The organism is Streptomyces venetus (assembly GCF_039540295.1).
Taxonomy (GTDB): domain Bacteria; phylum Actinomycetota; class Actinomycetes; order Streptomycetales; family Streptomycetaceae; genus Streptomyces; species Streptomyces venetus.
Window position 1 is genome coordinate 18,021 of the sequence record NZ_BAABET010000009.1, and the last position, 14,514, is coordinate 32,534.

The 14,514-nt window shown below is 72.8% G+C and carries 9 protein-coding genes; 2 read left to right on the top strand and 7 right to left on the bottom strand.

The genetic code is table 11. The features are described from left to right. Nucleotides 1-19: 19 nt before the first annotated feature. The 3 genes from ABEA82_RS27470 to ABEA82_RS27480 are packed head-to-tail and all read right to left on the bottom strand — an operon-like array spanning nt 20 to nt 3,855. On the bottom strand, nt 20-415 hold the full coding sequence (locus ABEA82_RS27470; protein WP_003988870.1) for a DUF742 domain-containing protein: 396 nt from the start codon (nt 413-415) through the stop codon (nt 20-22). Between the two features lie 9 nt (nt 416-424). Continuing rightward, nucleotides 425-856, bottom strand: a complete 432-nt coding sequence (locus tag ABEA82_RS27475; RefSeq protein ID WP_345664372.1) for a roadblock/LC7 domain-containing protein — start codon at nt 854-856, stop codon at nt 425-427. Beyond that, nucleotides 853-3,855, bottom strand: a complete 3,003-nt coding sequence (locus ABEA82_RS27480) for a sensor histidine kinase (RefSeq protein WP_345664373.1) — start codon at nt 3,853-3,855, stop codon at nt 853-855. Before ABEA82_RS27480 ends, ABEA82_RS27475 begins: the two co-directional genes overlap by 4 nt. A 419-nt stretch (nt 3,856-4,274) precedes the next feature. Here ABEA82_RS27480 and ABEA82_RS27485 point away from each other — a divergent pair, with 419 nt between their 5' ends. Continuing rightward, nucleotides 4,275-4,775, top strand: coding sequence for a hypothetical protein (locus tag ABEA82_RS27485; protein ID WP_345664374.1), 501 nt, complete (start codon nt 4,275-4,277; stop codon nt 4,773-4,775). Nucleotides 4,776-4,891: 116 nt separating this feature from the next. Then, complete coding sequence (locus ABEA82_RS27490; protein WP_345664375.1) at nt 4,892-6,451, top strand: APC family permease; 1,560 nt, start codon at nt 4,892-4,894, stop codon at nt 6,449-6,451. Between the two features lie 25 nt (nt 6,452-6,476). Here ABEA82_RS27490 and ABEA82_RS27495 read toward each other — a convergent pair whose 3' ends face one another. From ABEA82_RS27495 to ABEA82_RS27510, 4 genes are all read right to left on the bottom strand, one after another. Then, the gene (locus ABEA82_RS27495) at nt 6,477-11,102 is read right to left on the bottom strand and encodes a hypothetical protein (RefSeq protein WP_345664376.1); all 4,626 of its coding nucleotides are present in this window, start codon (nt 11,100-11,102) and stop codon (nt 6,477-6,479) included. A 38-nt stretch (nt 11,103-11,140) separates the two neighbouring features. Continuing rightward, entirely contained in the window at nt 11,141-12,022 is an 882-nt protein-coding gene (locus ABEA82_RS27500; protein WP_345664377.1) for a hypothetical protein, read from the bottom strand. 109 nt (nt 12,023-12,131) lie between these two features. Continuing rightward, the gene (locus ABEA82_RS27505) at nt 12,132-13,658 is read right to left on the bottom strand and encodes a hypothetical protein (protein ID WP_345664378.1); all 1,527 of its coding nucleotides are present in this window, start codon (nt 13,656-13,658) and stop codon (nt 12,132-12,134) included. Between the two features lie 69 nt (nt 13,659-13,727). Continuing rightward, nucleotides 13,728-14,423 (bottom strand): GntR family transcriptional regulator, encoded by a 696-nt coding sequence (locus ABEA82_RS27510; RefSeq protein ID WP_345664379.1) that lies wholly within the window; start codon nt 14,421-14,423, stop codon nt 13,728-13,730. Nucleotides 14,424-14,514 lie beyond the last annotated feature (91 nt).

The window sequence follows — 14,514 nt, forward strand, 5'->3', positions numbered from 1 at the left end:
TACCCCGCTTCCGCGCTGCTCACAGCGCCCGGAGGCCGTTGATCACGTCGCGCAGAATACTCTCGTCCGGCAGCTCGGCAGGGGGTACGGGCCGGTTCACGTGGACGAATTCCGCGTCCACGAGATCTCCGACAAGGACCCGTACCACCCCGATCGGCAGGTCGAGTTCCGCTGCGAGTTCGGCGACCGACTGCGGCAGGTCACGGCACAGTTCGACGATGTCCACGTGCTCCGGGGAGAGCATGTGGTCCGCTTCCGGATCGTCCGCGTGCGGCTCCGTGACCACGACCGCGATCAGGTCCAGGCGGTGCTGGCCCTGGCTGCTGGTGCGGCCGCGGGTCATGGCGTACGGACGGACGACCGGTCCGGCCTCGTCGTCGAACCAGTGGCTTCTTCCCTGACCGTCAGCGCTCATGTCATCTCACTACCCGCCCGCGGGCAGATCGGTGCGCGGAGCGGCGCCCAGATGCACGCCCACCCGCTTCACCAGGAGCGTCATCTCGTAGGCGACCTGGCCGACGTCCGAGTCGGCGTCGGAGAGGACGGCGAGGCAGCTGCCGTCGCCGGCGGCCGTCACGAACAGGAACGCGTCGTCGAGCTCGACGACGGTCTGGCGGACGCTACCGGCCTCGAAGTGGCGTCCCACGCCCTTGGCGAGGCTGTGGAAACCGGAGGCGACGGCGGCCAGATGCTCGCTGTCCTCCCGGGTCAGGTCCCTGGACAGGCCCGTCGGCAATCCGTCTCCGGAGAGCACGAGGGCCTTGCGGATACTCGCGACGCGATCGACCAGGTCGTCGAGGAGCCAGTTCAGCTGCCCCTTGTCGGTCGTGTGGCCGGTCGCCTTCGGTGCGGTCATCGACCGTCCCCCTTTGTCGTTCGTTGTGGTGCTGTGCCGCTGTGGGCGGCGTCGCCCGCGGCGTTCTCCTCGCGGCCGCGCTGCCAGCCGCGCTGGAGCGAGGCCATACGGCTGCGTACTTCGTCGGCGTCGCGTTCGACGGACTCGGCCGGTTCCTCCGTACGAGGCTCCGGCCCGCGTTTCAGCTGCGGGGCCAGATTGGCCTGGCGGACGCGCCGGGGCAGCGGGGCGGTACCGGTCCCCTGGTCCACGGCGCCGGGAGCCGGGGCGCTTCCCGAGCCGGTCCCGTGGCGCGGGGGCGCGCCGGGTGTCCCCGACGCGGCGCCTGGGCGGTCGGGGCCGTCCAGGCCGCTGGAGGCGATCTCCGCACGGCGGGTCCGCTGGGGGAGCACGGGCGGCTCCGACCCGGCGGCGCCGATGCCCCGGCGATCGGACTCCGCTCCCCGGCGGCGGGCCGGCAGGGGCGGCGGCGCGCCCTGCGCCTCGCCCGGCCGGCCGCCGGCCGAGGAGTCATCGGTGCGGCGCCGGGACGGAAGCTCGGAGGGCTCCGGCCCGGACCGGCCCGCGCCCCGGCCTGTCCCGGAGTCCCCGCCCCGGCGACGGGACGGAAGCGGGGGCGGACCCCCGGGCTCCGTGCGGCCGTCGCCCGGGGTGGTCTCCTCGTCCGTCCTCCCCCGCCGGGTGCGCTGCTCGGTGACCGGGCGCCCGTGGGAGCTGACCAGCTTGGGAGTGTGGCGGCGGGGCAGCTGGACCGGTGCGCTCAGCTCGTCCTCGCTGTCGGTCCGCTCCGCGGCGCTGCGGGCGTCGCCCTGCTGGTGCGGATCGCGGCGGCCGGCCGTGTCGTCCTGGGCGCCGGTGAGGGAGGTGCGGGGGCGGAACAGGCCGCTGCGCTCGCTGTCCTCGTCCTCGAGGGCGCCGGGGAAGTCGCGGATGGCGTCGAGGTCGACGGGGACCTCCAGCTCGACCGGTCCGTCCAGGAGGGAGGCCGGCAGCCCGGGCCGCTGTGCGGTCCCGTGGGCCAGCGCGGTGCGGCGAGTGTCCTGCGGCTCGCTCTCCGCGGCCAGCTGGGAGCGGTCGAGGCGGAACCCGATGCCGTTGGTGTCCGGGATGTCGTCCGTGAGCAGCGCGTCGGGGATGAAGACGACGGCGGTGGTGCCGCCGTACGGGGAGGGCTGGAGGGAGACGCGGACGTTCTGTCGCTGGGCGAGACGGCTGACCACGAACAGGCCGAGCCGGTCGGTGTCGGACAGTTCGAACTCCGGGGTCTCGGCGAGCCGGAGGTTGGCGTCCAGGAGCGCTTCCGCGGCCATGCCGAGGCCACGGTCGTGGATCTCCAGGGTGAAGCCGTTGGCGACCCGCTCGCCCACGACCTGGACCGCGGTGTGCGGGGGCGAGAAGACCGTGGCGTTCTCGAGGAGTTCGGCCACGAGGTGCGTGACGTCGGCTACGGCCGGGCCGGTGACGGCGATACGCGGAAGGCGGCGGACCTCGATGCGCTCGTAGTCCTCCACCTCGGCGACGGCGGCACGGACCACGTCCATGAGCTGGACGGGCTTGCGCCACTGCCGGGAGGGCGCGGCGCCGGAGAGGATCACGAGGCCCTCGGCGTGCCGGCGCATACGGGTGGTCAGATGGTCGAGACGGAACAGGTCGGCGAGTTCCTCGGTGTCCTCGGTCCTGCGCTCCATGGCGTCGAGCAGGGTGAGCTGCTTGTGGAGCAGGACCTGGCTGCGGCGCGCGAGGTTGACGAAGACCTCGGAGACACCGGCGCGCAGCTCGGCCTGTTTGACGGCGGCTTCGACGGCGGCGCGCTGGAGGGTGTTGAGGGCCTGGCCGACCTCGCCCATCTCGTTCTTGTCGTACTCCAGGCGCGGGACCTCGGTCTCGATGTCGACCTGCTCGCCCGCCGAGAGGCGGCGCATCACGCTGGGCAACCGCACCCCGGACGCCTCGTGGGCCTCCAGGCGCAGCTGCCGCAGGTCGCGGATCAGGGTGCGGCCGACGCGGACGGAGAGGAAGAGGGAGACCAGGAGCGCGATCAGGCCGAGCGCGCCGGCGATGACCGCCTTGGCGATGACGCCCACGGCCACCGGGTGGACGCGGTCCTGATAGCGGTCGTTGGCCTGGTCGTTGAGGGTGCCGAGCTCGTCGAGCACGTTCCCGGCGGCGCTGTCCCAGCTCTTCGCCGTGACGCCGCGGGGCGTTCCGGCTCCGGAGGCGAGGGCCGCTTCCTCGGCCACGCGCAGCGGCGCGGTGGAGGCGTTCTTCCAGAAGCTCTGGTAGCGGTCGCGCTCGGCCACGGGCAGCAGCGGCAGGTTGACGTCGTACATCAGGGTGCGCTGGGCCACGAGGTCGGAGATGTCACGCTCTTCGGAGCGGGAGATCTCGCCGACGACCAGGGCGGAGCCGAGGAGGGCGTCCTCGCGGGAGAGCAGTTCGCGGGCGCGGGCCAGATTGACCAGCGCGCGGTACTGCTTGTCCAGTTCCACGTTGTCGACCACGTGCAGGTTGGCCAGCAGGACGTAACACGGGTCGACCAGCCGGTTGTAGAGGTCGAGGGCCTGGGAGCGGTTGACGGTGCCGTCCTCGACGCTGCGGCGCAGCGACTCGATGCCGTCGAAGGCGTCCAGGACCGCGGTCAGCCGCTCGTCGGTGTCGGCTCCCATCGCGTCGCGCACATCGGGGTTCCGTGCGTTCTCGCGGATGCTGCCGACTGCTTCGTCGGTGGCGGTCCTGCTGCGCCGGAGGGCGGCGAGCCCGTCGGAGGCGCGCGGGTCGGCGAGGTAGACGAGGGTCTGGCGGCGTTCCTCCTGGAGGACCCGGGCGGTGTCCTCGATGGGATAGCCGATCTTCTCCACCACGGACGACACGTTGAAGAGGTCGCTCGCCTCACGTCCCGTGAGCACCGTGGCGAAGGCCCAGATCGCGCTCAGGGACACCAGCGGCACGAGAAGCAGCGCCACGATCTTCCGGCGGATGGACTTCCCGCGAAAGCGCATGGCCTCCCCCAGCTCGGGCCCCCGGCTACCGGGGGTACACATGTGCGTCAACAAACGGCGCGAGCCTACTACCGACCCACAGGGAACTCGAAGACCGGTCCGGAAGCTGAACTTCCGCGCCAGCCCCGAGGCATGGTGAGTTGTCCGGTCATTGAGGGAGTTGTCTCCCTGAAACCGATGGTCGACACACGGGCTGATCCTCGCGATCCGTCCGGTTGGTTGGCTGAAATTTTTCGGTTCCAGGGAATCTTCATGGCGAGTTGCTCGTCTCTCTCTTTGGGAGATGGGGGCGGAATCGGCCACAGGGACCGCACCCCGCATCTGGGCGGCGTAAAACAGCGCAAGCCGGGCAGCCACTGGGGAGCACGGGTCTTCGGATGCGGGCGAGCGGTCTGCTGGCGGTGGGGAGTGACACAGTGATGGGCACGGCGGAACGGCGCAGGGCGCCCGGGGCTGACGAGGCGCGTGTGACGCCGCAACGGTTTGCCGAAGCGAGTGATCGCGACATTCCTGCCGGCGAGGCGGGGTCCTACCGGCCCCTGTGGGTCGAGGAGCCCGCGCGGCGGCGCCGGTTGCCGGATCCGGTACGGACGGCGGCGGTGCGCGCGGTGCTCCTCATCGCTCTGACGCTGCTCCAGGCCATGGTGGCCTTCCTCTGCACGATGGCCGGGTCCTGGCTGGCGTTCCCCATGGTGATCAGCAGCGTGGTCAGCACGATCGCGGCCACCTGGGGAGCGCTCGACGTGTGGGTGACGCGTCAGGTCTGGTCCCAGCGCCACGGCGTGGTGTCGATGCCGAGCAGCACGGCACGGGCCCTGCGACGCGAGCGGCGCCGGTCCCGGCGCCAGGCGCGTGCCGCCGAGCGGGCGCAGGAGCGCATACGCCGTCGGGGCGGAGCCGGGCAGTTGTCCCACCCGTGAGCCGGGGCTGAACCGAGTCGGGTGCCGGGCACACCCTCGGGCGGCGACGATTCGCCCGGCCCCCGGGACGGCGCGCATCTGGCGCAACACCCGTCCCACACCACAGGGTTGGCTCCATGAGTGGAACCACGCAGCCCGCAGACCGGCACGGCCAGGACGATGCCGAGCTCACCGAGTTCGGCTACAGACCCGAACTGAAACGCACCCTCGGCAACTTCCACACCTTCGCCGCCGGGATCAGCTACATCTCGATCCTGACCGGCACCTTCCAGCTGTTCTACTTCGGCTACGGCAGCGGCGGCCCCGCCTACTGGTGGTCCTGGCCCATGGTCTTCGTCGGCCAGTTCATGGTCGCCCTGTGCTTCGCGGAGCTCGCGGCCCGGTATCCCGTCGCGGGTTCCGTCTACAACTGGTCGAAGAAGATCGGCAATCCGCATCTGGGCTGGCTCGCCGGCTGGATGATGCTGATCGCCTCGATCGTGTCCATAGCCGCGGTGGCGCTGGCCTACCAGCTGACGTTGCCGCAGATCTCGTCGTTCTTCCAGTTCGTGGGGGACGGCACCGGTACGTACGACGTGGCGACCAACGCGGTCGTCCTGGCCGCGGTGCTGATTCTCTTCACGACACTGGTGAACGCCTTCGGCGTCAAGCTGATGGCCACCATCAACACGGCGGGCGTCTTCATCGAGTTGATCGCCACCGTCGTGCTGATCGTCCTGTTCGCGGTCCATGTCACGCGCGGCCCGCAGGTGGTCATGGAGACGCACGGCACCGGCGCGGGCTACGGCAACGGGTATCTGGGTGCCTTCCTGGTGGCCTCGTTGGCCTCCGCCTACGTCATGTACGGCTTCGACACGGCGGCCTCGCTGGGCGAGGAGTCCCTGGACCCGACGCGGAACGCGCCGCGCGCGATCATCCGGGCCATCGTCGCCTCCTTCGTCCTCGGCGGCCTGATCCTGCTCCTCGCCCTGATGAGCGTCTCCAGCCTGAAGGGCGAGAAGCTGTCCACGGACGGCCTTCAGTACATCGTGCTGGACGTGCTCGGCCCCACGGCGGGCAAGGCGATGCTGTGGTGCGTCCTGATCGCGGTGACGGTGTGCGCGCTGGCGGTCCACACGGCGGCGGTGCGGCTGGCGTTCGCGATGGCCCGCGACAACAACCTGCCCGCGTCCTCACGGCTGGCCCGGTGCCATCCGCGGTTCCAGACGCCGGTGCTGCCGACCGTGATCATCGGGGTCCTCGCGCTGGCGATCCTCGTGGTCAACATCCGCCAGCCACAGATCTTCACCGTCGTCACCAGCATCGGCATCATCATGATCTACCTCGCGTACCTGGGCGTCACGGTGCCGATGCTGGCGGCCCGGCTGCGCGGCAGGTGGCAGCCCGCGGGCGGGGGCCGGTTCTCGCTGGGCCGGTGGGGGCTACCGGTCAACATCGTGGCCGTGCTGTGGGGCGCGGGCATGACGCTGAACCTGATCTGGCCGCGGGCAGCCGTCTACAACGCCGCGGCCCCCTACCACTGGTACCTGCGCTGGGGCGCGGTGCTGTTCGTCGCCGTCATCGCCGGCGGCGGCTTCGCGTACTACTGGTTCGTCCAGCGGCACAGGACCGGCGTGCTCGCCGAGCACCGTTCGGAGGTCGCCGCCGAACCGCCGCCGGCGCGGGAAGACGCCTGACCCCCACCCACGCCCCTGGGCGCTCCTACTGGGGGCGTTTGTACATCCTGGTCGCCGTGATCTCGCTGTGCACCGCCTCTCCCGCCTGGGGCTGCTGCGGCAGACCCGGGCGGAGGTGTTCCTCGACGCTGATGTACTTGAGGCCGGCCCTCAGGTCGGCGTCGTTGCGCATGCGGATGACGAGGGGGAACTCCGCCAGCGCGGTGGTGTCGAACAGGCCGGTGGTGTAGAGGAGCTGGACGCCCAGGGCGTCCGACACCGCGCGCTGGAGTTCCAGCAGATACGTGGCGTTGGCACGGCCGATGGGGTTGTCGAGGAAGAGCGTGCCGGCGTGCCGGTGCTTGTCGCGGCCCCGGTCGTTGCTCCGCAGTGCGGCCATCGTGCAGTACAGGGCGATGGCCGCGGTGAGGAGCTGGCCGCCGGAGAAGACGTCGCCCATCTGCCCGACGGGGACGCGCTCGGCGCGCAGCACCGCGTCGGGCTTGAGGATCTCGACGGCGACGCCCTTGGGCTGCAGGGCCGCGGCGACGCCCCGCAGCAGCAGAGACATGCCGTCGCGCCGCAGGTCGGAGTTCTTCTTGACGGCGGCACGGGTCGCCTCGTCGATGACCTCGCCGAGCCGCTCGGTGAGCGTGGCCTGGTCGGGCTCCTCGAAGCGGATGCGCAGGAACTCCTGCCCCGACCACTCCCCGAGGCCCTCCGGAAGCCGGGAGAGCCGCTGGGCGGAGCGCAGGGTGGCCAGGGCCGACTCGACGAGGCCGCGCAGGCGGTCCACGATCGAGTCCCGGTTGCGCTCCAGCTGCTCCAGCTCGTCCGTCAGGACACGCAGCCGCGGCGCGAAGGCGTCGGCCCACTTCTGGGCGTGCTCGGGCAGTGCGGAGGCGGGCAGTTCGCGGATCTGCTGGCGTGCCGGGGTGCGGACCTGCTCGTAGCGCGTGGAGTTGGCGTGCCGGACGAGGATGTCGCTGGCCTCGCGGACGGCGGCCTCGGCGGCGGACAGGTCGGCGGCGCAGCCGCGCAGGGAGCGGCGGGCCTCGGCGGCCGACTGCCGGGCTTCCTCCGGGCTTCCGGGGTACGGCTCGGGCTGCTCGTGCTCCTCGTCCCCCGCGTGCTCGCGCAGCAGGTCGCGAAGCATGGCCGCGATCTCGTCGAAGCCGCTCGCCGCGTCCTCGGCGGCGCGGTGGGCGGCGAGGAGTTCGGCGTGCGCGTCCCGCGCCTGGTCCAGTGCCTCGGTGTGCGAGGCGAGTTCGGCCGTGGCGGTGCGCAGCAGGGTCTGCGCGTGTTCGGCGTCGCGCGGCTGGAGGTCCTCCGGGAGTTCGGTGTGCGCGTCACCGTCCTCGGGCGCGAGGCGTTCGGCCTCACCGCGCAGCCGCCCGAGCTGCTCGCTCGCGGTCGACATACGCGTCTCCAGGAGCTGCACCAGCTCCTCGGCACGCGCGGCGGCGGCCTGGCGGCTGGGGCCGTCGGAGCCGTCGGGGGATTCGAGGAGCTGTTCGGCGCGCGTGCGGACCTTGTTGCTCAGCCGGTCCAGCTCCGCGCGGGCCGCGCTCTCGTCGCTCTCCGCACGGGCCTGCTCGGCCCGCAGGTCCGCGCCCACGCCGACCTTCTCGTACACCTGGGACGCGGCCCGGTAGGCCTCGCGCAGGGCGGGCAGAGAGGCCTTCGGGGTCTGGGCGTCGTCCTCGGGCACGTCGTCGGGGGCGCCCGCGATCTCCGCGCGCTCGGCACGCAGCGCGCGGGCGGTGCGGCGCATGTCGTCCGCGGCGCGCTGGGCGGCTCGTCTGTCCTCGTCGGCGGCGCGGGCGCGCTCCAGGCACGCCTGGGCGGCGGCCTCGGACTCGGCGGCCTCGTCGGCCAGCTCGCGCAGTCTGACCTGCCAGCCGGCCCGCTCGCGCAGCCGGAAGGCGAGCCCGGCGAGGGCGTCTGCGGAGCGGCGGGCCTTCTGGGCGGCCTCCTGCCGCTCGTCCCGGACCCGCGCGGCCTCACCGGCGACCTCGTCGGCCTCCGCCCGCGCGGTGCGCGCCTCGGTCAGCTCGGCCTCCGACTCCTCGGCGAACACGCGGGTGTCGTGGGCCATCTGGCCCAGTTCGGCGAGCCGGCCGGCCGGGCAGCCGGTGCGCCAGGAGGCGAGCCGGGCGGCCAGCTCGCGGTCCTTGCCGAGCCGTGCGGCGAGCGCGCGGATCTCCTCGTCCCGCTCGGTCGCCCGGGCGCGCAGCGCCTGGCGCTCCTCGTCGGCGGCGTGCTCGTCGTGCATGGCCGGGTTCGGCGGCACGAGGAACACGTCGCCGCTGTCGCTGTCCGGGGCGGGGGTCGGGGCGAGCAGGGCGGCCGCCGTGCCGACCGCCACCGCGGAACGCGGCAGCAGCGCCGCCTCGCCCAGCGCCTCCCGGGCGCGTGCGTGGGAGTCCGGGTCGGTGATGATCACACCGTCGACGAGTTCGGGCCGGGCGGCGAGCACGCGGGCGTGGTCGGCCGGGTCGACGGCCTGTGCGAGGTAGCGCCAGCCGGGCAGCGCGGGGATGCCGTGCTCACCGAGGAACTCGACGGTGGCCAGCACGTCCGGGCCGGGCGGCAGCAGCCCGCCGTCACCGAGCGCGCCGAGGATCCGGGAGTCGTCGGCGGCGGCCGTACGCAGGTCGAACAGCTGCCGTTCGGCGGAGCCGACGGCGTCGTCGAGGAGTTCGCGCAGGTCGTCGGCGAAGCGGTCGAGCTCCTCGGGGCTGAGCCCCTGCTCGCCGGGAGGGGGCGGGCCGGCCGGCTCGTGGTCCGTGCCGTGGCGGGGCTGCGGGATGCCCGGGCGGGTGGCGGGGGCCAGGCTGAGCAGTTCCGCCAGCCGCTCCTCCCCCGCCAGTGTCTCGGCGGTGCGGCGCTCGGCCTGGTACGACCGCTCGGCCGCCGTCGCCGCGTCCGCCGCACGGGCCGCGGTCAGTTCGGCGCGGGTCTCGGCGGCGGCGGCCTCGCGTGCGTGCTCGGTGGCCCTGCGGGACGCCTCGCGGGCCGAGTCCCAGGCCGCGACGGCGGTCTTCTCGGCGTCGCTGGCGGCGAGGGCGGCGCGGGCCGGGTCGGCGTCCGGCGCGCTGTCGTCGAGCCAGCCGGCCCGTACCGCCTCGGCGGTCTCCTGCTCGACCTCGGCGAGGCGCTGCTTCAGGTGCCCGATCTCACTGCGGGCGCGCTGCGCCTGGGTGGCGGCGGCGGTGGAGTCGCCGTAGGCCGCGTCGCTGACCTCCTGGAGGGCGGCGGAGCGCTCCTCCTCCTCGTTGGCGTGGTTCTCGGCGTTCTCCGCGGCCGCGTGCAGGGCACGGACGAGGTCGACGGCGGCCTTGGAGCGGGCGGCCAGCGCGGGTGCCGCGTCCCGCTCCGCCTCCTGGATCGCGGCGGACACGCGGGCGACGCGGTCGGCGGCGGCACGGTGGCGCAGCACGGCCTCGGCGGCCTGCCAGGCCGAGTACAGCGTGCGAGCGTCGGCGAGTTCGCGCTTCTGCGCGGCGGCGGACTTCTCGGCCGCGGCGAGCGCCAGCGAGGCGTGCCGGTAGGCGAGTTCGGCGGAGATCAGGGCGCTGCGTTCGCGTGCCGCCTCGGCGTGCGTGACGGCGTAGGCGGCGGCGGTGACCCGCTGGGCGAGGTCGGCGGCCCGGACCCGCTCCCGCACGCCGCGCGCGGACAGCCTGCGCGCGAGGGTCCGGGTACGGCGCTCGGCTCCGGTGTGGATGTCACGCGCGCGGGTGCGGGCCTCGGCGGACTCGACGATCCTTCCGAGCAGGTCCACGGACCCGGCGGTGAAGTCGCGCTCGGCGATCAGCTCGGCGCGCCGGCCCAGCTTGTTGCCGAAGCCGCTGACCAGGTCGGCGAGCCCGTCCGTGTCCCGCGTGTCGGTGACGGCGCGCAGCAGCAGGTCGGTGAAGTCGGCGTCCTTCTTGACCGCGAAGAGACCGGCGGCCTCACCTTCGTCGGCGTTCATCTCCCGCTGGTAGCGGAAGAGTTCGGGGTCGAGGCCGAGCTCGCCGAGGTGCTCGATCCAGCGGTCGTGGATCTCCTCCCAGTGCACCTCCAGGTGCGGGTACGTCTTGCCCGCCTCCGTGAGGGCGTCGCGGAAGCCCTTCATGGTGCGGCGCCGCCCACGCGCGCCCGACTGTCCCTCGACCGGGGCCCGTACGGCGGTGGCCTCGGCCACGGGGAGGTTGTCGAGGCTCAGTCCGGGTCCGGGCCGGAAGGAGTACCAGGCCTCGGCGAACTTCCGCGGGTCGTTGGAGACCTGCCGTCCGCGCCACTCGCTGACCTTGCCGACGACGACGCACTCGCCGGTCAGCACGTGCTGCCACTCCAGGGCCACGTGGCCGCAGTCGTCGGCGAGCAGGAACTTGCGCAGCACACCGGAGCTGGCGCCGCCGAGGGTGTTCCGGTGTCCCGGCAGCATCACGGAGAAGATCAGCTTGAGCAGCACCGACTTGCCGCCGCCGTTCTCCAGGAAGAGCACGCCCGCGGGCGCGGGCCGGCGCGGCGGGCCGACGGGCTCCTCCTCGAAGAACTCCGCCTGCGTGGGGGCGGGGTCGGGCACGGGCTCGCCCACCCCGCGCATATCAAGCACGGTGTCGGCGTAGCGCGCACCGGCGGGCCCGATGGAGTAGAGGCGGACCCGGGACAGCTCGTACATGGCGGACTCTCGTGAGGCTTCTCAGACGAACGGATGGTTCAGGAGGAGTGGAACGGCAGCCCGGCGTCGGCGACCAGATCCAGGTCGTCGCTCTCCTCGGCGGGCAGCAGCGTCGGCGTTCCGTCGGTGACCGGGACGACGCCCAGCTCCAGCAGCTCGGCCATGGCGGCGCCGCCGGCCATGTCCCGCACCTGGAGCTGGTAGCGGGCGGTCGTGCGGTACGTACCGCCGTTGTCGTCGCCGGTGCGCTGGAGGAATCCGGAGTCGGTGAGGAAGGCGACGGCCTTGGCGACGATGCCGGTGGTCGAACCGGCGAGCCGGCGCGCGTCCTTGGTGGCTCCCGTCGCGCTGCGCCGGACCCAGATCCGCCAGGCGGCCTCCAGGCCGGGCGCGCCGGTCGCCGGGTCGGTGTTCTCGCCCTGTTCCTCGGCGCGCTCCTCCAGGCGGCGGCAGGCATGGCGGACGAAGGCGTCGACACCGTTGACCGTGACACGGCCGATGTAGCCGTCGTCGGCGAGGTCCTCGGGGCGCGGGAACGCCATGGCGGCGACGGCGAGATGGGCGAGCCCGTGCAGGAACCGGTCGCCGCCGTCGGCGGAGGTGCGACGCGCGTAGTCACCCATGCGGACGGCGAACACGGAGTCCTCCGCGGCGGTCACGGCCATCCCCGCGCGCGGGGACACCTCCAGCACGATCAGGCCCAGACCGGTGGCCACGGCGTCGGCGAGCCGTGCGAACGGCGGGTCCTCGCGGTAACGCCGGAGCAGGTCGGCGTACTCCTGGTCGCGGGCGGGCTGGAGCTTGGGCTGCAGGCCGAAGGAGACGAGCCGCGCCGCGTCGGCGGCGTCGGCGGGAGTGACGGCGTCGGTGGCCGTGGGGGCCGGGCTCTCCGCGTCGCTCCACTCGACGTGCTCGCTCACGACTTGAACTCCTTGACCTTGTAGACGGGATTGCGGGCGACGCCCTCAGGGGCGCGGGGGACTGCGCGAGCGGCCACGACGGCGTCGCAGCCGCCCACCGGCGGAAGCATCACGCGGCCTCCGTCCGGTCCGCGGCCATCCCCGCCGCGTCCAGCAGTGCCGTCCCGACGATGAGGTCCGCCCCGCCGAACTCCGGATCGTCGAGCTCGGTTCCGTCGTCCACGGCGAACAGCAGCTTCTGTTCGCCCTGGCGATAGGCCGTACCGACGGGTGGGCTGGCCGCGTGCACCGCCAGCAGCGCCACCAGATAGGGCAGTTCGGGATCCTGGCGGCGGGCCTGCGCGAGCAGGCCCGACAACCGCCGCGGGGCGTCCGCCGGCAGGTCGAGCAGCTCCTGCGCCGCCGCCAGCTGCTCCTCGCTGAACCGGCTGTCGTCGGGCGTGGCGATGAGGTCCGGCTCGGGCATCTCCGCACCCAGGTGCTCCCGCTCCACAGGGGGCGTGAGCAATATGTCGACGAGATCCCCGACTCGGACGGACACCGGTGTGCGCAGCCCGGTGCCACGCCCGAAGAAGGCGTCCGTGACGCGGACGGCCTGCTCGAGCGGCAGCGGCAGGACGGGGGCGACGAGATGGCCGTACAGGTCGATCCCCGAGGTGGTCGTCCGAGTGGCGAAGGCCTGCCGGTCCTGCTCGGCGCGGAACAGCGGCCCGGCCTCGAGCAGCCGCGACTGCAGCTGGGTGTGCCGGCGGATGCAGTCCTTGACGATGTCGACGAGCTCCGCGGCGCGGCGCTTCTGCTCCGGCTCCTCGGACTCGTCGCGGGCCTTGCGGATGTTGGTGAGGATCGCGTTCTCGTGGCGGTAGCGGTCGGCGACGTGCTCCAGCGCCTCGGCGATCATGTCGGGCACGGTGCTGAGCCAGTCGACCGCGCGCACATTGCGCCGGGTGGCGTCCAGGGCCCGGCGCAGGGTCTCCGAGTACTGCACGGTGCGGTAGCGGGCCTGCTCGGCCGCGAGCTGGGCGTCGGCGAGCCGGCCGCGGCTGATCAGCACCTCCAGCTTGACCTCGGCGGCGATCTGCGCGCTGGTGACGTCCGTGTCGAGGGCGCCGACGAGGACGTTGACCGCTTCGTCCGTCGTACGGAGGTAGACCGTGCCGCCGGGGCCGGGGACCTCCTCGATCAGCTTGAAGTCGTAGTCGCGGCGCACATAGGTGCCGTCCGCCGCGAAGGTGCCGTACACCGCGCGGAAGCCGCGGTCGACACTGCCGACGTTGATGAGGTTCTCCAGGACCCAGCGGGCCACCCGCTCGTGCTCGGCGGCGGGCCGCTGCGGCGCCTGGGCGGCGATCCGCGGGACGAGGCGGGCGACGATCTGGTCGTGGTCCGCGCCCGTGTCGAAGTCCATGTTCAGGGTGACCAGGTCGATGGCCGCGAGAGCGACCTCCGCCATGCCATACACCGAGTACTCGCCGGCGAGATTTGCCTTGCGCACGTCGAGGTCGTGCAGCGGCGCGGTGCAGGCGAGCGCGCGCAGGCGCCGCGCCAGGCCCTCGTCGGCGGCCGGCCCCGGCGCGGGGCGCGGCCCCGCGCTGAGCTGGGGCGGAACGCTGTCCGTCGATGCAGGCGAAGTCACGGTGCACAGACTAGGTCCTGGGTCTGACAACCACCCAAACGACGCGGGTACGCCCCCTCGGCGGTCCCGTCAACCCTCCTCGCCCACCCGCCGTCGGTACACCTCCACGACCCGCTCCAGCGAGTCGTCCAGATAGCCTGCGAGCAGACGCTCGGCCCTGCCGCGCTCCCCCGCCTGAAGAGCCTCGAGAATCGCGACATTTCGCGCGATGTACGGCTCGTGCAGCCGCTGCGGCTCGTCCACCACGTGGAAGGCGAGACGCAGTTCGGCGAAGACACTCCGCATCAACTCGTCCGTGCGCTCGCTCGCGGCCAGGGCGACCAGCTCGCGGTGGAAGTGGATGTTGGCCGTACCCACACCCTTCCAGTCACCTTCCCGGGCCGCCTGCCGTCCCTCGGCGACGGCACCGGCGAGGCCGTCGAGGCCGTACGGCGGCTCGCCGAGGCCGCGGACCACGGCGCACTCGACGAGCCGCCGGGTGCGGTAGATGTCCTCGACGTCCTCCACGGTCAGGACCCGGACGAAGACGCCCCGGTTCAGCTCGTGGACGAGCAGGCGTTCGTGCGTGAGCAGCCGGAACGCCTCGCGCAGCGTGTTGCGGGAGACGCCGAGCGCGCCGCCGATGCTGTCCTCCGACAGGCGGGTGCCGGGCGGGAAGTAGCCCTCGGCGATGCGGCTCCTGAGGATGTCCGAGACCCGCTCGGCGGTGCTGGTGCGCCCGAGGAGAGCCCGGTCGTCGGCGAGGTCCTTCAGCTGCTCTGCCATGCCGGAATTCAATCGCAGATCAGAAGAACAACCAACATGGGTATTGAGGGATCGTTGAACAATCCTCTACGGTGCTGGGCACGGCTCGCAC

What these genes read in the sequence shown, in the direction of transcription:
- ABEA82_RS27480 (WP_345664373.1), bottom strand. Translation starts at nt 3,855, where the DNA reads ATGCGCTTTCGCGGGAAGTCCATCCGCCGGAAGATCGTGGCGCTGCTT.
- ABEA82_RS27510 (WP_345664379.1), bottom strand. Translation starts at nt 14,423, where the DNA reads ATGGCAGAGCAGCTGAAGGACCTCGCCGACGACCGGGCTCTCCTCGGG.
- ABEA82_RS27495 (WP_345664376.1), bottom strand. Translation starts at nt 11,102, where the DNA reads ATGTACGAGCTGTCCCGGGTCCGCCTCTACTCCATCGGGCCCGCCGGT.
- ABEA82_RS27470 (WP_003988870.1), bottom strand. Translation starts at nt 415, where the DNA reads ATGAGCGCTGACGGTCAGGGAAGAAGCCACTGGTTCGACGACGAGGCC.
- ABEA82_RS27485 (WP_345664374.1), top strand. Translation starts at nt 4,275, where the DNA reads ATGGGCACGGCGGAACGGCGCAGGGCGCCCGGGGCTGACGAGGCGCGT.
- ABEA82_RS27475 (WP_345664372.1), bottom strand. Translation starts at nt 856, where the DNA reads ATGACCGCACCGAAGGCGACCGGCCACACGACCGACAAGGGGCAGCTG.
- ABEA82_RS27490 (WP_345664375.1), top strand. Translation starts at nt 4,892, where the DNA reads ATGAGTGGAACCACGCAGCCCGCAGACCGGCACGGCCAGGACGATGCC.